This is a genomic window from Methylocystis sp. sgz306128 (assembly GCF_056032725.1).
Window position 1 is genome coordinate 355,757 of record NZ_JBVYWO010000003.1, and the last position, 20,178, is coordinate 375,934.

15 protein-coding genes and 1 rRNA gene are annotated in these 20,178 nt (G+C 60.3%); 9 read left to right on the forward strand and 7 right to left on the reverse strand.

What is annotated here, in order from left to right; genetic code table 11:
• Positions 1–75 precede the first annotated feature (75 nt).
• Together AC0N03_RS07775 and AC0N03_RS07780 are read left to right on the forward strand one after the other, a co-directional pair.
• Positions 76–1,203, forward strand: coding sequence for an HPP family protein (locus AC0N03_RS07775; RefSeq protein WP_474288084.1), 1,128 nt, complete (start codon positions 76–78; stop codon positions 1,201–1,203).
• Entirely contained in the window at positions 1,200–1,673 is a 474-nt protein-coding gene (locus AC0N03_RS07780) for a hypothetical protein (protein WP_474288086.1), read from the forward strand. The genes AC0N03_RS07775 and AC0N03_RS07780 overlap by 4 nt, the downstream gene beginning before the upstream one ends.
• Before the next feature lie 31 nt (positions 1,674–1,704).
• On the opposite strand, the gene AC0N03_RS07785 is transcribed toward AC0N03_RS07780, so the two are convergent.
• Complete coding sequence (locus AC0N03_RS07785; protein WP_474288087.1) at positions 1,705–2,997, reverse strand: NRAMP family divalent metal transporter; 1,293 nt, start codon at positions 2,995–2,997, stop codon at positions 1,705–1,707.
• Between the two features lie 281 nt (positions 2,998–3,278).
• Here AC0N03_RS07785 and AC0N03_RS07790 point away from each other — a divergent pair, with 281 nt between their 5' ends.
• The gene (locus AC0N03_RS07790) at positions 3,279–6,548 is read left to right on the forward strand and encodes a GH36-type glycosyl hydrolase domain-containing protein (RefSeq protein ID WP_474288088.1); all 3,270 of its coding nucleotides are present in this window, start codon (positions 3,279–3,281) and stop codon (positions 6,546–6,548) included.
• Between the two features lie 106 nt (positions 6,549–6,654).
• Here AC0N03_RS07790 and AC0N03_RS07795 read toward each other — a convergent pair whose 3' ends face one another.
• The 4 genes from AC0N03_RS07795 to AC0N03_RS07810 form a co-directional block, all read right to left on the reverse strand.
• Entirely contained in the window at positions 6,655–7,938 is a 1,284-nt protein-coding gene (locus AC0N03_RS07795) for a glucoamylase family protein (protein ID WP_474288089.1), read from the reverse strand.
• A 16-nt stretch (positions 7,939–7,954) separates the two neighbouring features.
• Positions 7,955–9,820: an ABC transporter ATP-binding protein/permease gene (locus tag AC0N03_RS07800; RefSeq protein ID WP_474288090.1), complete on the reverse strand. Its 1,866-nt coding sequence runs from the start codon at positions 9,818–9,820 to the stop codon at positions 7,955–7,957.
• 212 nt (positions 9,821–10,032) lie between these two features.
• Positions 10,033–13,296 (reverse strand): efflux RND transporter permease subunit, encoded by a 3,264-nt coding sequence (locus AC0N03_RS07805; protein WP_474288091.1) that lies wholly within the window; start codon positions 13,294–13,296, stop codon positions 10,033–10,035.
• A complete protein-coding gene (locus AC0N03_RS07810) occupies positions 13,293–14,261 on the reverse strand; it encodes an efflux RND transporter periplasmic adaptor subunit (RefSeq protein WP_474288093.1) in 969 nt (322 codons plus the stop codon). The genes AC0N03_RS07805 and AC0N03_RS07810 overlap by 4 nt, the downstream gene beginning before the upstream one ends.
• A 79-nt stretch (positions 14,262–14,340) precedes the next feature.
• On the opposite strand from AC0N03_RS07810, the gene AC0N03_RS07815 reads away from it, so the two are divergent.
• The 4 genes from AC0N03_RS07815 to AC0N03_RS07830 all read left to right on the forward strand — a co-directional run bounded on the left by AC0N03_RS07815 (position 14,341) and on the right by AC0N03_RS07830 (position 16,714).
• Complete coding sequence (locus AC0N03_RS07815; protein WP_474288094.1) at positions 14,341–14,544, forward strand: YgaP family membrane protein; 204 nt, start codon at positions 14,341–14,343, stop codon at positions 14,542–14,544.
• A 64-nt stretch (positions 14,545–14,608) separates the two neighbouring features.
• Positions 14,609–15,901 carry an NAD(P)/FAD-dependent oxidoreductase gene (locus AC0N03_RS07820; protein WP_474288095.1) on the forward strand — a complete coding sequence of 431 codons (1,293 nt, stop codon included), beginning with the start codon at positions 14,609–14,611 and terminating at the stop codon, positions 15,899–15,901.
• 9 nt (positions 15,902–15,910) lie between these two features.
• Positions 15,911–16,411 (forward strand): ArsR/SmtB family transcription factor, encoded by a 501-nt coding sequence (locus AC0N03_RS07825; RefSeq protein ID WP_474288097.1) that lies wholly within the window; start codon positions 15,911–15,913, stop codon positions 16,409–16,411.
• A gap of 93 nt (positions 16,412–16,504) precedes the next feature.
• Positions 16,505–16,714 carry a YgaP family membrane protein gene (locus AC0N03_RS07830; protein ID WP_474288099.1) on the forward strand — a complete coding sequence of 70 codons (210 nt, stop codon included), beginning with the start codon at positions 16,505–16,507 and terminating at the stop codon, positions 16,712–16,714.
• Between the two features lie 34 nt (positions 16,715–16,748).
• Here the strand turns inward: AC0N03_RS07830 and AC0N03_RS07835 are convergent, their stop codons facing one another.
• The gene (locus AC0N03_RS07835) at positions 16,749–17,093 is read right to left on the reverse strand and encodes a hypothetical protein (protein WP_474288100.1); all 345 of its coding nucleotides are present in this window, start codon (positions 17,091–17,093) and stop codon (positions 16,749–16,751) included.
• Here AC0N03_RS07835 and AC0N03_RS07840 point away from each other — a divergent pair.
• Together AC0N03_RS07840 and AC0N03_RS07845 are read left to right on the forward strand one after the other, a co-directional pair.
• Complete coding sequence (locus tag AC0N03_RS07840; RefSeq protein WP_474288101.1) at positions 17,075–18,877, forward strand: chloride channel protein; 1,803 nt, start codon at positions 17,075–17,077, stop codon at positions 18,875–18,877. The two genes, AC0N03_RS07835 and AC0N03_RS07840, sit on opposite strands and share 19 nt — an antisense overlap.
• A gap of 146 nt (positions 18,878–19,023) precedes the next feature.
• On the forward strand, positions 19,024–19,995 hold the full coding sequence (locus AC0N03_RS07845) for an NAD(P)H-dependent flavin oxidoreductase (RefSeq protein ID WP_474288102.1): 972 nt from the start codon (positions 19,024–19,026) through the stop codon (positions 19,993–19,995).
• 97 nt (positions 19,996–20,092) lie between these two features.
• Here AC0N03_RS07845 and rrf read toward each other — a convergent pair.
• Positions 20,093–20,178, reverse strand: a 5S ribosomal RNA gene (gene rrf, locus AC0N03_RS07850); the annotation flags it as partial.

Consider the following 20,178-nt stretch of genomic DNA (forward strand, 5'->3'; position numbering starts at 1 on the left):
TGTCGGAACCAAGACTTAGCCATTTATCCCGGACGCATTCCGGTCATTGATCAAGACCGCATAGTCGAGACATACATGTCGCCATCATCAGGCCCGGAAAGACAATTTCCGGGCAAACCTATATTTTCATTGTTCAATTTTTCGCTGCCGGGTGCGACGGTGCGCGACAGGCTGGGCGCTTGTCTGGGCGCGCTTGCCGGCATTGCCTTGTCGGCTCTCATCTCTGATCTTGCTGTCGGGCAAAGCGTCAGCGTGCCCTTGCTGGTTGCGCCAATGGGCGCCTCTGCCGTGCTGCTGTTCGCTGTTCCGGCCAGTCCGCTGGCGCAGCCCTGGTCGATTGTTGGCGGCAATGTCATTTCGGCTCTGATCGGCATCGGCGTCACGCATTGGGTGCAGACGCCCGTGCTTGTGGTCGGGCTCGCCGTCGGCCTTGCCATCGCCGCTATGTCGATGACGCGCTCGCTGCACCCGCCCGGCGGCGCAGCGGCGCTGCTCACCGCCCTTATCGGCTTGAGCAACGGCCCGCTGCCCTATAAATTTGCCCTTGTTCCCGTGGGACTCAATTCCGTCCTTCTGGTGGCAGCGGGGTGGCTGTTTCACCGGATTTCAGGACATTCCTATCCGCACCGGCCCGCCCATATGCCGAAGAACACCCATTATACCCGCGACCTGCCGCCAGAAATGCGTGTGGGCTTCGCCGCGCAGGATGTGGACGCCGCGCTGGCGGAACTTGGCGAAACGCTTGATATCGACCGGGACGACATCGACCAGTTGCTGCGCAAGGTTGAACTCAACGCGCTGGCGCGCGCTCACCCCGAAATGACCTGCGCCGACATCATGTCGCGGGATGTGATCACCACGCGGCCCGGCACCGGAGTCAGATCGGCGCAGCGCCTGTTGCTTGAACATAATATCAAATCATTGCCGGTGCTCGACGATGACGAGCGGCTGGTGGGCGTTGTCGGCCTGCGCGAACTGATGACGGATGGCACGCATGTCGGCGATGTGATGATCCCCGCGCCCGTCGCCGCCGAAACCGAATCCGCCCTCGCCCAGCTTGATTCCCTGACCGACGCCTCGATACGGGCCATTGTCATCGTCGATGAAGACCGCAGAGTGAAGGGGTTCATCACCCAGACAGACCTGCTCGCGGCGCTGGCGCGCCTGCCCGCCCTGCGCCGGCCTGCTCCGGAGATGCCATGACGGATCTCGTTCTCGCCCGCGTCATTCATGTTCTGAGCCTTGTGCACTGGATCGGCGGACTGGCCTTCGTCACATTGATCGTTCTGCCGCAGACACGGCAAAATCTGGCGCGAGAGAACAGCCTTGCCACATTTGCAACAGCCGAGCGGCTGTTTTCGCGGCAGGTGCGCTTCAGCATTCCGCTGGCCGGCGCCAGCGGCTTGTGGATGACCTGGCGCGCCGATCTGTGGTCGCGGTTCCGGGATGGGCATTATTGGTGGATGAGCGCCATGTTCGGCCTGTGGCTCATCTTCATGGCGATGATCTTTGTCGCCGAGCCTCTGCTGCACGCCCGCTTCGAGGCCAGAGCCCGGGAAAACCCGGAAGATACACTGCGTAAGGTGACGCGCCTGCATCAGATTTTGCTGTTTTTTGCCTTCATCACCATTGCCGGCGCTGTCGCCGGATCACAAGGCTACGATGTCTTCTGAAGCGGGCGGCGCATGATGTGCAGCAAAAGGCTCAGGGCAGGAACATCCGCACAGAGGCCGCGCCCATGACCAGCGCGCCGATCCAGCCGAGCACCTGAACCGGCCTGCTGACGACATAGGCGCCCATAACCGCGCGCCGCGACACCAGCAGGATGATGACCACCATCAGCGGCACGGCGACAATGCCGTTGATGACGGCGCTCCATACCAGCGCCTTCATCGGATTCACCGGCAAATATTGAATGATCAGCCCGCCGATCATGCTGAGCGCAATGACGCCGTAAAAGCCGGGAGCCTGCCGCGCCGGGCGCTCCAGCCCCCATGTCCAGCCCATCGCCTCGCACATGGCATAGGCACCCGAACCGGCCAGCACGGGCACGCCGATAAGCCCCACGCCAATGATACCGACGGCAAACAGCAAAAAGGCGAAATGCCCCGCCAGCGGCCTGAGCGCGCCTGCCGCCTGCGCCGCCGTTTCAATATCGGTGACACCCGTTGCATGGAGTGTCACGGCTGTGGCCAGCATGATGAAATAGGCCGTCGCATCGGAATAGAACATGCCGGTCCATGTATCCCATGAAATGCGGCTGAGTTCAGTTTCAGCGCCAAGCGCGCTCTGAGCCAGCGGCGGCGCATTGCCGCTGCGCATCATGTCCTCCACTTCTTCGGAGGCCTGCCAGAAGAAAAGATAGGGGCTGATGGTCGTGCCGAATATGCCCACCACCATCATGGCGGCGTCGGAGCTTGCGGAAAACTGCGGCCAGACCGTGCGCAGAGCAACTTCGCCCCAGTCGATCCGCACCGTGAACAGCACCGCAGCATAGGCGAGCAGCGAAAGCGCCAGCCATTTCAGAAAATGCACATAACGGTGATAGGGCACAAATATCTGCAGGAGGAGCGAAAGACCAACGAAAAACACCGTCATGAGGTGGCGGTTGATACCGCTCACCATCTGTGCGGCTTCCCCCATGGCTGCCACGTCCGCCGCTATATTGAGGATATTGGCAAACAGCAGCAGCACAACCACACCTTTGAGCACGACAGGCGGGAAGGCGGTCCGGATATTGGCCGCCAGCCCCCGCCCCGTCACGCGGCCAAGGCGCGCAACCATCAGCTGGATGGCGGCCATCAGCGGATAGGCAAGCGGCATTGTCCAGAGCATGTTGAGGCCAAATTGCGCACCCGCCTGCGCATAAGTGGCGATGCCGCTGGGATCGTCATCGGCGACGCCGGTAATAAGCCCGGGGCCGATCCACGACAGCGGCGCGGCAGGCGGAGGCAAAGGCTGGTCTTCAGCAGCCTCTGCCGGAGGGTCGTTCGTCACGCTCTGATCCGTCATCCGCCACCTGAACCCGTCGCCAGCGCGCGGCATTGTCCCCTGCCACGCGCGTAATCATCATTGAGACATCAGACACAAGACTTGCAAAGCTTTTTTAATTGCCGACGCCCGAACTGTCCGGCGTAAGATTCATGCGCATGGCGACAATTATTCTCTCCATCGGCATTGCGCGCCATTTGCCCCACACCCTATCATCATGCTGATTTGGGCTGCGGCCCTGCCGGTTCGTTCATCGGATATGTTGCCGGCCAGCGCGCGAGGACACAATGGCGCCACCAAAGGATCGTATATCCACACTCCCACGCCGGAGCGAGCTTGCGATAGAACGCATCTGCAACGGGAGCGGCCTTGAAATCGGCCGCTGGGACAATGGCGCGATTTTCGCGATGGAACATGCGCGCGGCGAAGCCCGCATTATGATCAACCAGACGCTGGGCTCGCCGGTCGCGCCCGGCATGACCGAGATCGTCCTGCGCGTCGGCGGCGATGCGCCCCGCAACATCCCGCTGCTGTCCCCCGCTGCGGGCGGAGAACTGGGCATGAGCGCCCACGGCCTGCATTGGCGCGGCAGTCGGGACGGACTGGAACATGTCGTCAGCCTCTGGCTGCATCCCTCGGAAGATCGCTGGATATGGCGGCTGGACATCCGCAACAGCGGGCCGTCCCCGCTTGCCTGCGATGCTGTCCTGATTGCTGATATCGGCCTCGGCGAGCCCAATTTCGTCATGGGCAACGAGGCTTATGCCAGCCAATATCTGGACCATCATATCGCGTCGCACCCGCAATTCGGCACAGTGCTGATGAACCGTCAGAATCTACGCCAGAACGGCGGGTTTCCCTGGGTTGCCCATGCCTGCGCGGATGGGACCGCCGCATTTGCCACCGACCTGCGGCAGGTGCTCGGCCCGGCCCACCGCGACGCGGACGGTCTGAGCCTGCCTTTCGGAACATCGCTGCCCTCACAGAAGCTGCAGTTTGAAAGCGCCTGCGCCGCGCTGCAGAGCAAGCCCGTCGCCCTGCCGCCCGGCGGCTCCGCCCACTGGACCTTCGCAGGCTGCTTTCTGGCGGATCATCCCGCCGCCTCCGGCGAGGGCGATATCGCCATGATCAGCGCGCCTTCGCCCGAGAGCGCGTGGATGGAGCCTGCGCAAAGCTGGCGTCCTGCTGTTGTCTCGCTGGTGCAAGCGGCCCCCGCGCTGCGCGCATCCGCGTTTTCACCCGGCGAACTTGACCGCCTCTTTCCTGCGCGCACCCATGAGGAACACGATAATGAGGGCAAGTTGCTCTCCTTCTTTGTGCCGGATGAGGTCTGTGCGTCTCATGTCGTGCTGGCGCAGAAAGAGCGGCTGGTTGCGCGCCGCCATGGCCTGCTGATGCGCTCCGGCGAAGATATGCTGCCGAGCGAGCGCACATTCAGCATCACCACATGGATGCACGGCATTTTTGGTGCGCAGATCAGCCTCGGCAACACATCGTTCCATCAGCTGTTTTCGATCTCGCGCGATCCTTATAACATCACGCGCGGCAGCGGCCTGCGCATTCTCACCGATCAGGGTGCAGGCTGGCAGCTTCTCACCATTCCCACCGCCTTCGACATGGCGCCGGACGCCTGCCGCTGGCTTTACCGGACACCATCTGCGCTGATCACCATTCAGGCAGTCGTATCCGGCCTTGACGCCGCCGTGCAATGGCGGATCGAGGTCGAGGGTGCGCCATGCCGCTTTCTCATATTCGGCCATGTCGTCATGGGCGAGCGCGAATATGCCAGCGCCGGACGCGTGACATATGCCCCCGCTCAGGCACGGATCGGCTTCCAGTTCGCGGCCGATGATCTCTGGGGCAAGGCCTATCCGAACGCCGCGTTTCACCTGACCTGCGCAACGCCGGACGCGCTCGACACGCTGGGCGGCGATGAGCTTCTTCATGCCGACGCTCACTTGCGCAATGGCCCCCGAGTCGCCCTTCGCACCAAGGCGACGCATGACTTCGTTTTTTCCGTCACCGGTTCGCTGACGGATACGGATGCAGCCGGAGCTCTTGCCAGCCGCTATGAACGCGCGGTTCCTATGGCTGAATTACGCCAAACTTCCGTTGACTGGTGGCGCAAGCTCACGCGCGGCATCCGCATCAGCGGGCCGCCGGATTCCGGGGCCGAGGCCATGGATACACTGCTGCCCTGGCTGGTGCACAATGCCATGGTGCATCTGACCATTCCGCACGGGCTGGAGCAATATACCGGCGCCGCCTGGGGCACGCGCGATGTCTGTCAGGGCCCGGTGGAGCTGCTGCTGTCGCTGGAGCATGACGCGCTCGTCAAAGACATATTGCGTATCCTGTTCGCCCAGCAATATGAGCACAGCAGCGACTGGCCGCAATGGTTCATGCTGGAGCCCTACAGCTTCATTCAGGATAAGCACGCCCATGGCGATGTGATCATCTGGCCGCTGAAAGCGCTGTGCGATTATCTCGAGACAACCGGCGATTTTGCCTTTCTCAATGAGCAGATTCCCTGGCGGCGGGAAGACACTTTCGCCACAACCAGCCATACATCCAGCATATATGAGCACGTCTCCAGACTCATTGCAGCTTTGCGCGGGCAATGCCTGCCCGGAACAGCGCTGGTGCGCTATGGCAACGGCGACTGGAACGACTCGCTCCAGCCCGTCAACCCGGCGCAACGCGATCTGATGGTCAGCAGCTGGACAGTGGCCCTGCTCTACCAGCAACTTAACCGGTACGCCGCCCTGTTGCACCAGCGGGACCAGACCGGGGCCGCCGACGATCTTACAAAATTTGCCGGGGAGATGCGTGCCGATGTCAACCGGCACCTTATCCGCGACGGGATAATCGCAGGCTATGGCGTGCTTTCGCCGCAGGGCAAAATCGATACCCTGCTGCTGCATCCCGATGATACGATCACAGGCGTATCCTATTCTCTGCTGCCGATGATTCAAGGCATCACCGGCGGGCTGTTCACGCCGGAACAGGCGGAGCGTCACGCTGCGCTGATCGACGAATATCTGGTCTTTGCGGATGGCGCGCGGCTGATGGATAAACCCATCGCCTATCACGGCGGCATAGAAACCCTGTTCCGCCGCGCCGAATCGGCTGCATTTTTCGGGCGGGAAATCGGCCTGATGTATGTGCATTCGCACCTGCGCTATTGCGAGGCCATGGCCGATATGGGCCGGGCGGAAAGCATGTGGAGCGGTCTGCTCGCGGTCAATCCCATTGCCGTGACCGAGCGGATGGATAATGCCAGCCTGCGCCAGCGCAACACCTATTTTTCCAGCAGCGACGCCGCTTTCCCTGATCGCTTAGCCGCCAGCGCGGAGTGGGACCGCGTCCGGAACCAGAGCATCGCGGTAGATGGCGGCTGGCGCATTTATTCAAGTGGGCCGGGCCTTTACATCAACATGCTGGTGCAGCATGCCTTTGGCCTCAGGCGCCGCTATGGCCAGCGGCTGAAGAAACCCTGCCTGCCGGAGGCTTTTGCCGGCCTGCGCCTCATCTGGCCCGGACGCGCGGACAACTGAGCGCCCACCGCTTTGTTCTGAGCCCGTCGAAGGACGAAAATCCGGAAGAACCAAACGCGGTCGCGCCCGCCGCGCATCGACAGCGGCGGCACCGCAAAAACCTGCGCTATCCGTCAAAATGCGGGCTCTGAAAGCCGAGTTTGCGCAATCCGGCCTGAATTTCCGGAATACCCATGAACAGGTTCCACAACAGGCCGCTGCGGTAATTTTCCATCATGACGACGATTGGCCCCTGACTGATCGCCAGCGAATGGGGCGAGGCCCAGTCATGCTGTTCGCTGAACCCGTCGACAAAGCCATAGGGCCCCCAGATCTTGTCTCCCAGCGCATCATAATAATGCCGCAGCGCCGCCATGGCTTCCTTCGGCGCATATGGAAAACTGGACAGCGCCGCCGAGGGGCTGATGACGCCCAGATCATTGTCCGGCGTATGCGCGCTATAGCCGTTCACGCTCTCGCTGGCCGAAAGCCCCCAGCTTCCCGGCCCGTAGCCTTTGTAGCCATGCGGATTTCGGCAGCAATAGAGATAATGGATCAGGGTGTGATGCACATTCTGCCGCCAGTAATCGGCATAGGCATCGCGCAATCCGCGCGGATCAAGACCCAGAAAGGAAAAATGCGCGAAGAACAGCGGCCCGCCAAATTCCGGGCCGAGCGGCAGTTCCAGCCCCTCATAGTGACGCCCGTTGCTGAACACGCGGGATTCTGCCCAGCCGTCGCGATAAACCTCCATGCTGATCGGAAAGCGCGGAGAAGCCGCGGCCAGCACATAGGTGATGAGGCATTCGTTCCAGCCGCGGATATCGTGATCAAGCCCGAAACCGTTATTGGGACTCCAGTGCCAGGTCAGTATTTTGCGCCCGTCCCGCGTGAACCAGTTCCATTCGGCATCGTTCCACAGCCAGCTGATGGTGTCGCGCAGCCATTTTTCGCGCGCATTCTCCTGATCGAAATAGGCGCGCGCGCATAGCAGCCCCTGAAACAGAAACGAGGATTCCACCAGATCGCCGCCATCATCCTTGCGGCTGAAGGGAATGGTTGCGCCGGTCGCACCATTCATGAAATGTGCGAACATGCCATGATAGCACGGCGCCTTGATGAGACAGGCGAGCATCATCTCGAGACGCGTCAAAGCCTGATCGCGGGTGATCCAGCCGCGCGAACAGGCAACGATAATCGCCATAATGCCGAAGCCGGAGCCGCCGCTGGTCACAAGATCATCCTGCGGGGCTTCGGCGATATGAATCTTGTCGCGGGCAAGGCCGCTGACGGGATGCGCGCCATCCCAGAAATAACGGAAAGTCTGGCGCTGCACATAATCAAGCAGCGCCTCATCCCCCTGCTCCGGTGTGAATCGCGGCCGGACGCCGGCATCTGGATGGTGGGTCATGGTCTGGCTTTCTCCCTCAACCCGGCATGGCGGCGCGGGCATGAGTCCAATGTGCGCCGCGGTGGCGGCTCGCCGGACGGAAGACCGGCCCGAGCGAATCTGCCACAATATGCAGCGAACGGCTGAAGAAGCTGCCGGGCAGCTTGGCATGGCCGATGCTGATCACCGTGACATCCGGCAGATCACGCATGAAAATGGCTTCGATGCGTCTGCGGGATACCGGATCAAGCGGTTCGAAAGCATCGTCCATGATCACCCACTTCGGCTGCTGCAACAACACACGCGCAAAGGCGAGGCACTGTTTCTCATCTTCGTTCAGCAGTTTGTCCCACCGGTCAGAGCGGTGCAATTGCGAAGCGAAGCGCTCCAGCCCCACCGCCGTCAGGGCTTTCGAGACCTGCGCGTCGTCATACAGCATGGTCGAATGCGGATAGGTGATGGCCGCGCGCAAAGTGCCCGGCGGCACATAGGCCCGCTCGGGCATGAACATCATGCTTTCGCGCGGCGGCCGGTGGATGCGCCCCTGTCCCCAGGGCCAGAGTCCGGCAAGCGCCTGAAACAGCATGATCTTTTCCGAACCGACCTCGCTTGAGATCAGCACGCGTTCGCCGGCTTCTATGGTGCAATGCGTGTCGCTGAGCATCACGCAGGTTGCGCGCCCGGCTATATGCAGCTCATCCATCTGCAGACGCGAGCCATCCCCCTCCTCGACGACGATGCTGCCCAGTTCCTCGCCCACGCTGTCCATGGCGCGCACGACGGTGCGGAAGGTCGCCACACGCAGCAAGGTCGCGCGCCAGTCGGCGATCACGGAAAAATTATCGACAAACCAGCGCAGGGCCTGCTGAACCTGATTGAACGCGCCGACAATGGTCATCAGTTCGCCAAGGGTCATCTGGCCGCGGAAATAGATGGGCGCAGCCACAAAGATCGGCGCGACAATGGTAAACCAGCCATATCCGGCGGTGACCCATGTCAGCCGCGTCAGGCAGGTCACCACGCGCTTCGACGCCTCGATGACGCTGCCGAATATTTCATTGAGACGCTGCCTTTCGTCTCCTTCGCCGCCATAAAGCGCAATACCGCTGATTTCCTCGCTGACACGCACCAGCGCAAACCGCAGTTCCGCTTCTCGGGCATAGCGCTTGGCGTTAAGGTCGATCAGCGGCCGCCCGACAAGCCAGCTCAGAAATGACGCCGTCCCCGCATAGAGCAGCGCCGTCCACACCATATAGCCATGCATCACGAAGCTGAATTCGCCCAAAGGCACAGTCACCGTACGCGAGAGAACCCATAAGACGCCGATAAAACTGGCCAGCAACAGCGTCGACTGCAGCAGGCCGATGCCAAGCTCCGCAGTCAGCTCCGTCAGGTGGCGGGCATCCTCATGAATGCGCTGATCGGGATTGGCGCCGATTTCACCCGCCGTTGTCATGCGGAAAGCACGCATGGGGATCAGCCATTCGCGGGTCAGGTCGTAAACAAGGCCCTCGCGCAATGTGATCTTGGCCGTCTCGCGCAGCCAGAGCTGAACCACGTTGAGCACAAGCAGCGCCCCGGCAATCATGCCGAACACCAGAATCTGATGCAGGAATTCCGGCATATCCTTACCGGCGAGGGCGTCATAAAAAGGCTGGTTCCAAGCATTCAGCCTGATCTGGCCGTAAGCGGTCGCACTTACCACGGCGACAATGCCAACGCCGATCACCAGAAGTTTCCCGCATTGCCGAGAAACCCAGAACGCCCGCGCCATTCCCATGAACTGCCTGAAGAATGACTCATCATGGGCAAGCTGATCCACCTTCGGATCGAAGAAACGACCGTTGGTCCGCCCATGGGCGTGACCTCCGTCGCCGTGCTCATGACCTTTATGCACCGACATATGGCTGCTGCCTCCGCCTTCTCCCGATATCAACCATCTATCACACTATGGTTAACGATTGGATCAAGGAACGGCGCGCCCGGCAAGAGGCTTTTACCAGCCGGTCAGGTCTTCAGCCGTTTGATCCACATGAATAGCCACAAAAAACTCTCCCCCAAGGCCGGCTTGGGGGAGAGTGCGGCCGTGCGGCGCATTACACCCGAGGGTGCGAATCAGCGCTCCTCATCCGGCAAGGGCCGGCCATCGTCGCGCAGCCAGATGTAAATGGCCGGAATGACAAGCAAGGTCAGCGCCGTCGAGGATATGAGGCCGAACACCATCGATATGGCGAGACCCTGAAAAATCGGATCCGCCAGAATGAAGGCCGCGCCGATCACAGCCGCCGCTGCCGTGAGAAATATCGGCTTGAACCGTGTGGCCCCCGCTTCGAGCAGCACCTGACGTATCGGCAGCCCATGCCCCTGCCTGTGGCGGATGAAATCCACCAGCAGGATCGAATTGCGCACGATGATGCCCGCCAGCGCGATAAAGCCGATCATGGATGTCGCGGTGAAGGCCGCGCCCAGCAGCCAATGGCCCAGCACGATGCCGATCAGCGTCAGCGGCACCGGCACGAGGATCACCAGCGGCAGCTTGAACGAGCCGAACTGCCCCACCACCAGCAGATATATGCCCAGGATCGCCACCATGAAGGCTGCGCCCATGTCGCGGAAGGTGACATAAGTGACTTCCCATTCGCCGTCCCACAGCAGGGCGCGCTCGGAATCATTGAGCGGCTGGCCATGGAACAGGATTTTTGGCGGGCCGTCCTTGCCCCAGTCCATTTTGGCGATGGCATTGTCCACCGCCAGCATGCCGTAGATCGGAGCCTCAAATTTGCCCGCCACTTCGGCGGTCACCATTTCGGCATAGCGGCCATTATGCCGGAAAATGGGATAGGACGCCTGCTCACGCCTGATCTTGACGACATCGCCCAGTTCGACATTCGCGCCCTGCCGCACGGAGCCGCCCGCAGGCAGCGGCGTGGACAGCAGCTTTTCGCTCAGCGTCATGGCGTCGCGCGGCAGGCCGACACGGATCGAGACGGGCTTCAGGCCGTTGCCGCGCTGCGAATAGCCGACATTGACACCGCCGACCAGCGCCGCGATCGTGTCGTAAACCGCCTGTTCCTGCACGCCATGGAATTCCAGCGCTTCCTGATCCAGTTCAAAACGCAGCCGTTCGGACGGCACGCCAAAACTGTCATCGACATCGACAATAAAATCGTTCGATGCAAAAGCCTGCTTCACCTTGGTGGCGAGTGCCCTGCGGCTTGCGGCATCCGGGCCGTATATTTCAGCAAGCAGAGTTGCCAGAACCGGCGGGCCCGGAGGCGCTTCAACCACCTTGATCGAAGTATGCGGCGGCACCGGCAGATCGGCCAGCCGCTGGCGGATATCCAGCGCAATGGCGTGACTGGCGCGGCTGCGCTCGCCCTTCGGCGTGAGATTAATGCTCAGATCGCCCAGTTCCGGCTTTTCACGCATGTAATAATGGCGCACCAGTCCGTTGAAATTGTAGGGCGCCGCCGTCCCCGCATAGGACTGGATAGAAACCAGTTCCGGCAGATCCTTGAGGCGCTCGGCTGCGGCCTGCAATACCCGGCCCGTATCCTCCAGCGAGGAGCCTTCGGGCAGATCAACCACCACCTGCATTTCGGATTTATTGTCGAAGGGCAGCAATTTGACGCGCACATCCTTCGTGGCGAAAAGCACGCAGACCGCCAGCGTCGCCGCGCCCACGACAAGCAGAAACACTTTCGAGCGGGCGCGCCCGGTCAGCAGCGGGCGGGCGATACGCATATAGAAGCGGCCCATGGCGCCGATCTCGGCATGATCATGCCCGCCCGATCCGGCCTGCTCGAAGCGACGGCGTGCGATTTTCAGCAGCAGCCAGGGCGTTATCGTGACGGCGATAAAGAACGAGAACAGCATCGCCATCGAGGCATTGGCTGGAATCGGACTCATATACGGGCCCATCAGCCCGGACACGAACATCATCGGCAGCAAGGCGGCAACAATGGTGAGCGTGGCCACAATGGTCGGATTGCCGACCTCGGCCACGGCCTCCACCGCCGTTTCCACCAGACCGCGCGCGCCGCGCATGTGCCAGTGCCTGACGATATTCTCGACCACGACAATAGCGTCGTCGACCAGAATGCCGATGGAGAAGATCAGCGCGAAAAGACTGACGCGGTTGATGGTGTAACCCATCAGCCAGGAGGCAAACAGCGTGATCAGGATCGTCGTCGGGATGATGATCATCACCACGACGCCTTCGCGCCAGCCGATCGTCATGGTGATCAGAACCACGATCGAAACCGTGGCCAGCGCCAGATGGAACAGCAGCTCATTGGCCTTTTCATTGGCCGTTTCGCCGTAATTACGGGTGACGTCAAGCTGCAGCGCTGGCGGGACGATGCGCCCCCTGACCTCGTCGAGCCGCTTGAGGATTTCATCCGAAACAACGACGGCATTCGCGCCCTTGCGCTTGGCCAGCGCCAGCGTGACGGCCGGTCGTGAAACAAGGCTGCCATCGGCGGCGCGTGTCATCATGAAAGCGCGGTGCTCGGGCTCTGCCGCCCCCACAACCACGTCCGCCACATCCTTGACATAGACAGGGCGGCCATCGCGCGTGGTGAGCAGCAACTGGCCGATATCGGGCACGCCCTGCAGCGTCTGCCCGGCCAGCACCGGCACGGATTTGCCATTATCGCGGAACGCGCCGACGATGAACGAGCGGTTGGCGTTGGTGAGCTTGTCGATCAGCTGATTGAGCGTGACACCATACAGCGACAGACGCTCCGGATCGGGCTCGACGCGGATTTGGTTCGGATCGCCGCCGACAATATAGGTGCTGCCGATATTGTCGACCTTTGACAGTTCATGCTGCAATTCCTCGGCGACCTGATACAGGCCGTTCGGCGTCCAGCTGGCGGATTGTTTCGGATCCGCCGACAGTGTGAGCGTCATTATCGCCACATCGTTGATGCCGCGCCCGACGATGAGCGGTTCGGGAATGCCCTTGGGCAGATCGACAATATTGGCGCGGATTTTTTCATGGACGCGCAACACGGCGGTATCTTCGTCTGTTCCGACAAAAAACCGCGCTGTCACCACCACCTGATCGTCCTGCGTCTGCGAATAGACATGCTCGACGCCATTGATGCTGCGCACCAGATCCTCGAGCGGGCGGGTGACAAGTTCAACCGCGCCCTGCGCCTTGTAGCCATTGGCCTGCACAATGATATCAACCAGCGGTACCGAAATCTGCGGCTCTTCCTCGCGCGGCAGGGACATGACAGCCAGCAGGCCGGCAATCATGGCGGCAATCAGCAGCAGGGGCGTCAGCGGCGAGCGGATGAAGGTGCGCGTCAGCACACCCGAAAGGCCTAGCTTGACGTTGCCGCTTTCAGGAGAAGAAGGCGTCTGGCTCATGGCTTCACCAACTGATCGCCGTCTTTCAGACCGGCAAGAATCTCAACGCCCTCGCGCCGTGTTTCGCCCGGCTGGACCACGACATCCGTGCCATTGGCAAGACGGACATAATTGATGCCTGCGCGCCGGAACACATAATCCTGCGGCACGATGATGGTCTGCCGCTCTCCGGTGTTGACATAGACGCGGGTGCGCTCACCGACAAAATAATCGCCCAGACCGCTGACATCGACATCGGCGATCACCCGTCCGCCCTGAATTTCAGGATAGACGAGACGAACCTTGCCCTCGCGCAGGTCGCCCGGCTGGTTCTGCGCCAGACCGCGCGCGGCGATCTCGACCGTATCGCCCGCACGCAGGAAACGGGCATGGCGCTCCGGCAATTGCAACCGCAAGATATATTTGTCCTCGGCCAGCGTTGCGATGGTCTCGCCCGGCATGACGACCCGCCCCTCCGAAACGGGCACGTTTAGCACCCGCCCCGCACCGGGGGCCAGCACAGCGCCTTCGGCAGCCTGCTGCTCCAATACGCCGCGGTCGGAATTCATGGCCTGAAGGCTGCGCTCGGCCACATCCAGCGTGGTGCGTGCCTGATCGAGCTGGGTGGTGCTGCTCACGCCGCGCTTCTGCAATTCGGAAATGCGGTCAAATTCAGTCTTGGCGAGGTCGCGCTGCGCCTGCAGGGACTGGATGCGCGCATCCAGCGCCTGCATCTGCAGCTGCAGTTTGGGATCGGTGACGCGGGCCACTTCCTGCCCTCCGGTGACGAGATCGCCCTCCCTGATGTCGAGCGCGGTGATCGTGCCGCCGATGCGCGCCCGGGCGACCAGCTGGCGCACCGGCTCGACCGTGGCAATGACCGCCTTCTGGTCGGCGACGGAAGAAACATGAACAGTCAACAGGTCAGCCGCCCTGGCGCTCGTCACGCACAGGAGACCGCTCAGAAGCAACAGCGAAGGACGCATAACGATTCTCCAATTTCTGTTGACAAATATATTTCTTATATTTAATTTAGCAACATCTAATTTATGAAAGGATAAACAAATGTGCATCGATCGTGCCGTCATGAGGTTCGCCGGGTTCATGATTTTGCTCAGCCTCGCCCTGACCTATTTCGTTCATCCCCTGTTCTGGCTGTTTACGTTATTCATAGCCCTGAATCTGATTCAGTCCTCCTTCACGGGCTTCTGCCCGGCCGCCAGCATTTTCAAGAAGCTGGGGGTCCGTCCGGGCGCCGCTTTCAAATAAGCCCGCCATTCATGACACGCATCTGACGATCAAAAAACCACATAGATCAATCGCGGAGGGGAAAATGAACAAGATTGTGATCATTGGCGCCGGAATTGGCGGCTGCCCCATGGCATTCGAACTGAAAGAACGGCTGGGAAATTCGGCCGAAATTCTCGTGGTTTCAAACACGGAATATTTCAGCTTCGTCCCCTCCAACCCCTGGGTCGCGGTTGGCTGGCGCAAGCCGCAGGACGTTCAGGTGCATCTGCCCACCACTTTCGGCAAGCTCGGCATCGGCTTCTCGTCCGCCGGCGTCAAACGCGTCGATCCGGACAACAACAGGCTCGAACTGGGCGACGGCACCAGCGTCAATTACGACTATCTCGTCATAGCCACCGGCCCCAGGCTCGCCTTTGACGAAATCGAGGGCCTTGGGCCGCATCAGCACTCGCATTCGATCTGCGAAGTGAGCCACGCCGCCGGCACGCGGGACGACTGGGAAGCCTTCTGCCAGAACCCCGGCCCGATGGTGGTCGGCGCCGTGCAGGGCGCATCCTGCTTCGGCCCCGCCTATGAATATGCGCTGACTGCGGTCACGGATCTGCGCAAACGCAAGATCCGCAATCGCGTGCCGATCACCTTCGTCACGTCCGAGCCCTATATCGGGCATCTGGGCCTTGGCGGCGTCGGCGACACCAAGGGCATGCTGGAATCGCTCTTCCGCGACCGCGACATAAAATGGATCACCAATGCCAAGGTTGACCGGATAAGCCCCGACGGTGTCGAGATAACCGAGGTCAATGACGACGGCTCGGTGAAGAAAACCCACAAACTGCCATCCAAATTTTCGATGTTCCTCCCCGCCTTCCGCGGCGTCGATTGCCTGCGCGGCGAAGATGGCAAATGGATCGAAGGTCTGACCAATCCGCGCGGCTTCGTGCTGATCGACAAACATCAGCGCAATCCCAAATACCGCAACATTTTCGCAGTGGGCGTCTGCACGGCCATTCCGCCCTATGAGGCGACCCCCGTTCCAGTGGGTGTGCCGAAAACCGGCTACATGATTGAATCCATGGTCGCGGCGGTCGCCTGCAACATCGATGAACTGCTCGCCGGCAAGGAGCCAAGCCACGAGGCAACCTGGAACGCCATCTGCCTCGCTGATTTTGGCAACAACGGAATTGCCTTCGTCGCCCTGCCGCAGATTCCGCCGCGTAACGTCAATTGGTCGAGCAAGGGATATTGGGTGCATCTCGCCAAGCTTGCCTTTGAAAAATATTTCCTGCGCAAGATCCGCGTCGGCTCCAGCGAGCCCGTCTATGAGCGTATCCTCACAAAAGCTATCGGTGTGCAGCGGCTTAAAACGCCGGATTGAGCCAGAGAGATGCGCAAGTCAGGCCCAAGCGAACCCATCAGACCGGCAGCACCGCAAACCCAAAGTGAGGGCTTGTGTTGCTGCTCGTCGCCTGACATAACAATCGAGGATGAGATTCACGCTCATCCAAGGTTTTCATTGACGGCCGCCGACGCCATTACTACGTTAAGTCACATGAATTTGGAAAAACTGAACCTCAAGGCCGCAGAAGCAGAGGCGTTTCTCAAAGCCATCGGCAACCGGCATCGATTGATGATCCTTTGCGAGCTTTCCAAAGGCGAGCTGTCCGTCATGCCGATTCAGAGCAAGCTTGGCCTGAGCCAGTCCGCCCTGTCGCAGCATCTTGCCCGCCTGCGCGAGGACAATCTCGTCAAGACACGCCGCGAATCGCAGACGATCTTCTATTCGCTGGCGAATGACAAAGTGGAAAAGACCATAAATTTCCTCTATAATTTGTTTTGCAATGATGAAGAGGAAGAAGAAGTCGTCCAAATGAGAGAGCAGGCGTGAAAGAACGCTTTATGCTCATCATCGATAGAGTGAAGACGTCTGATCAATTTTAAATTGGCGAAATTGCACACGTCCTCTCGCACGGAGGTCAGCATGAATAAAAACATCGGATCAACTGATCGTATCATCCGCATCATCGTCGGACTTATTCTGATCGCTTACGCCATACCGGTCGGATTTCAGCATACGGGCTGGAATTTCGTTGGCTGGATCGGCATCATTCCGCTGGCAACCGCCATTTTCAACTTCTGCCCGCTTTATGCGATTTTGGGAATGTCGACGGACACGGCTGAAAAGAAATAAGCCGTTCGGTCTGGTCAGACATAATCATACGGCATTATTCGCGGCCAGACGGATTTCGGCACTGGCGCGCCAGATTGAGATGTTCGGGCATCGGCGCCAGACGATGACTCAGCGCCTCCACGTCTTTGCCCTGTGCCCGCGACCGGGCGCGGGCCCGGAACGCCCCGACTGATTGTTTCCTCTTTTCTCGTCTTTCGACATGAGCGGCGCGCAATAGGAGGAAGCCGCTGCAACGGCAGTAGAGAAACAGTTCCCTTACCTCGCCCTGACTGAAAATATGTAAATTCGGCTGGCCTTTCTTGATTTGTATCGTATTACGATATAAATAGCGCTCAATTCTCCAACGCCTGAAAGGTGCAAATGCCTCATTCTCTGCCATCGGATCCGCTGCCGCGCATCGGCGATTTCACAACCGATCGCCGCGTCCTCGTCCTCACTGCAATGGCTGTGGTGGTCGGCACAGGCAGCGCGGCGGCGGCCTGGATATTGCTCAAGGCGATTGCCCTGACGACAAACCTTGTCTGGTTTCAGCAGTTCAGCACAAAGAGCATCTCTCTGGCGCATGTGCATCCCAGTCTCTGGGTGGTTCTGGCGCCGGTGCTTGGCGGGCTGGCTATCGGCCTGATGGCCCGCTATGGCTCCGAAAAAATCCGCGGCCACGGTATTCCGGAGGCAATTGAAGCGATCCTGATCGGCGAAAGCCGGCTTCAGCCCAAGGTTGCGCTACTGAAGCCGCTTTCCTCGGCCATTTCGATCGGCACCGGCGGACCTTTCGGCGCCGAAGGACCGATCATCATGACCGGCGGCGCCATAGGTTCGTTATTCGCTCAATGCTTCAGCCTGAGCGCGGCGGAGCGCAAAACCTTGCTGGTGGCGGGCGCTTCCGCCGGCATGACGGCCATTTTCGGAACGCCGATCGCGGCAGTCATGCTCGCCGTCGAACTGCTTTTGTTTGAATGGAAGCCGCGCAGCCTGATTCCTGTGCTGACGGCCTGCCTCATAGCCGCGACATGGCGGCCGAGCCTTTTCGGCGTGGGGCCGCTGTTTCCCTTTGCCGGCCACCTCGAATTGCCGTGGTGGGGGCTGCTCGTATGTATAGGCGTCGGCATTGTTGCGGGCTTGCAATCGGGCCTTCTGACCCTGCTGCTTTACCGCATGGAAGACCTGTTCAGCGAATTGCCCGTTCATTGGATGTGGTGGCCCGCCATGGGCGGCCTCGCGGTGGGCATCGGCGGACTGATCGAGCCCAGAGCGCTGGGCGTGGGATATGATGTCATCGGCGATCTCCTGACAAACCAACTCAGCCTGTCGGGAACAGTGACGATCCTGCTGGTCAAATCGCTGATCTGGATTGTCGCCCTTGCCTCCGGCACGTCCGGCGGCGTGCTTGCGCCGCTGCTGATATTCGGCGGATGTCTGGGCTGGCTTGAGGGACAATTTCTGCCGGGCGACGCGGGAATCTGGTCGCTGCTGGGCATGGCGGCGATGATGGGCGGCACCATGCGGGCGCCGCTCACCGGAATATTGTTCGCTATTGAACTGACCGGAGATTTTGCTCTGCTTGCCCCGCTTCTCGCAGCCACGGGCGCAGCCTATGCCCTGACGGTTCTGTTGCTCAAACGCTCCATCCTCACCGAAAAAATCGCCCGCCGCGGCCAGCATGTCGTCCGGGAATACAGCATCGATCCATTCCAGCTGACGCGTGTGGAAGAGGTCATGGTCAAGACTGTCGATACGCTTCCCGCTGACATGCGCATCGACGAGGCGGTGCAATTCTTCTCCCGGAATGCGCCGCGTCATAAATCCTATCCCATCCTTGATCAGGCGGGCACAACCGTCGGCATGGTCGCGCGAGCCGATGTCCTGCGGTGGAGCGCCGAACAGACCCACGGCAGCGAAACCCTGTTCGACAGAGCGTCAGATACGTCGCTTGTGGTGGGATATGCCGATGAACAGGTTGCCCAGCTCGCGGACAGAATGGTTGCGGCAGATATGGGCCGCGTTCCTATTCTCGACCGCGCCAGTCTGAAACTCGTCGGCCTCGTATCGCGCAAGGATCTCCTGCGCATCCGGGCAGCGGTAATCGACTCCGAGGAGAAGCGCAGCGTTTACTTTTCCCGCTCAGCCAGCCAATATCAGGAAGAACTGCCATCCGATGCCTGATTGAAGACGCATCGCGCGGGACAAAATAATAGCGGATTATCTTCCAACTGCATTTCCAACACGTCGGCGCCGGGGCTATTATCCTTCCGGCCCGGCTGATCCCCGGCGCATCGTTCAGCAGCAACAGGCAAAGGGGAACGGACGCAATGAGCCTGCCGCAAAGCCTTCAGGACAAGCTGCTGCTGCCTGCCATTGCCGCTCCGATGTTTCTTGCCTCAGGGCCGGAGCTGGTTGTGGAAGTATGCCGTTCCGGCATGATCGGCACCTTCCCCGCACTCAACCAACGCACCGGTTCAGGCTTTGCCCGCTGGCTCGATGAAATCACGACTCGGCTTTCGGAAACCGCAAGCGCAGCGCCCTTCGGGGTAAATATCATCGTCCACAAATCCAACAATCGCCTCACAGCCGACCTTGAACTCGTTGTCCGGCACAGGGTTCCGCTGGTGATCACTTCACTCGGCGCGGTGCGGGATGTTGTCGAAGCCGTACATTCCTATGGCGGACTGGTCTTTCACGATGTCATCAACCGCCGCCATGCGGAAAAGGCCGCTGATGCCGGCGTGGACGGCTTGATTGCCGTATGCGCAGGCGCCGGCGGACATGCCGGACACATGAGCCCGTTTGCGCTGCTCGGCGAAATCCGCTCGTTCTTCTCCGGTACGCTCGTTCTGGCGGGTGCACTCAGCACAGGCCGCGATATTGCTGCCGCACGGATGATGGGCGCGGATCTCGCCTACATGGGCACCCGGTTTCTGGCGACAAAAGAAGCCATGATTTCAGAGGCGCAAAAGCACATGATCCTCGCCGCCCGCGCTGCGGATATCATCTGCACGCCTAATATTTCTGGCGTTTACGGCAGCTTTTTGCGCCAAAGCATCATCAATGCCGGCCTCGATCCCGATAAGCTGCCACCGCATGGCCAGCTTGATCTCAATGATGAAGCGCGTGTCTGGAAAACGATATGGTCGGCAGGCCAGGGCGTTGGTCAGATAAGCGACATTCCCGCTACAGCGGATCTCTGCGCCCGTCTGCGTGCGGAATTTGCTGAGGCCTGCCTTGAACACCAGCAAGACACATTCGTCCGGGCGGCCCTTGCAGCGTACATAAACAGATTTTAGGGGGAAAACTTCCCGGAATTCACCGGTAGCGCATACATGCCAGGATCAAACTGGTTGTTTTGCATTCGGTTCAGAAGGCACTTATTGTGATTTGCAGGCCTGGCAGCGACCTACTCTCCCATGTCTTGAGACAGAGTACCATTGGCGCGGAAGCGTTTGACGGCCGAGTTCGGGATGGGATCG

What these genes read in the sequence shown, in the direction of transcription:
- AC0N03_RS07775 (WP_474288084.1), top strand. Translation starts at nt 76, where the DNA reads ATGTCGCCATCATCAGGCCCGGAAAGACAATTTCCGGGCAAACCTATA.
- AC0N03_RS07780 (WP_474288086.1), top strand. Translation starts at nt 1,200, where the DNA reads ATGACGGATCTCGTTCTCGCCCGCGTCATTCATGTTCTGAGCCTTGTG.
- AC0N03_RS07790 (WP_474288088.1), top strand. Translation starts at nt 3,279, where the DNA reads ATGGCGCCACCAAAGGATCGTATATCCACACTCCCACGCCGGAGCGAG.
- AC0N03_RS07795 (WP_474288089.1), bottom strand. Translation starts at nt 7,938, where the DNA reads ATGACCCACCATCCAGATGCCGGCGTCCGGCCGCGATTCACACCGGAG.
- AC0N03_RS07800 (WP_474288090.1), bottom strand. Translation starts at nt 9,820, where the DNA reads ATGTCGGTGCATAAAGGTCATGAGCACGGCGACGGAGGTCACGCCCAT.
- AC0N03_RS07805 (WP_474288091.1), bottom strand. Translation starts at nt 13,296, where the DNA reads ATGAGCCAGACGCCTTCTTCTCCTGAAAGCGGCAACGTCAAGCTAGGC.
- AC0N03_RS07810 (WP_474288093.1), bottom strand. Translation starts at nt 14,261, where the DNA reads ATGCGTCCTTCGCTGTTGCTTCTGAGCGGTCTCCTGTGCGTGACGAGC.
- AC0N03_RS07815 (WP_474288094.1), top strand. Translation starts at nt 14,341, where the DNA reads ATGTGCATCGATCGTGCCGTCATGAGGTTCGCCGGGTTCATGATTTTG.
- AC0N03_RS07820 (WP_474288095.1), top strand. Translation starts at nt 14,609, where the DNA reads ATGAACAAGATTGTGATCATTGGCGCCGGAATTGGCGGCTGCCCCATG.
- AC0N03_RS07825 (WP_474288097.1), top strand. Translation starts at nt 15,911, where the DNA reads ATGCGCAAGTCAGGCCCAAGCGAACCCATCAGACCGGCAGCACCGCAA.
- AC0N03_RS07830 (WP_474288099.1), top strand. Translation starts at nt 16,505, where the DNA reads ATGAATAAAAACATCGGATCAACTGATCGTATCATCCGCATCATCGTC.
- AC0N03_RS07840 (WP_474288101.1), top strand. Translation starts at nt 17,075, where the DNA reads ATGCCTCATTCTCTGCCATCGGATCCGCTGCCGCGCATCGGCGATTTC.
- AC0N03_RS07835 (WP_474288100.1), bottom strand. Translation starts at nt 17,093, where the DNA reads ATGGCAGAGAATGAGGCATTTGCACCTTTCAGGCGTTGGAGAATTGAG.
- AC0N03_RS07845 (WP_474288102.1), top strand. Translation starts at nt 19,024, where the DNA reads ATGAGCCTGCCGCAAAGCCTTCAGGACAAGCTGCTGCTGCCTGCCATT.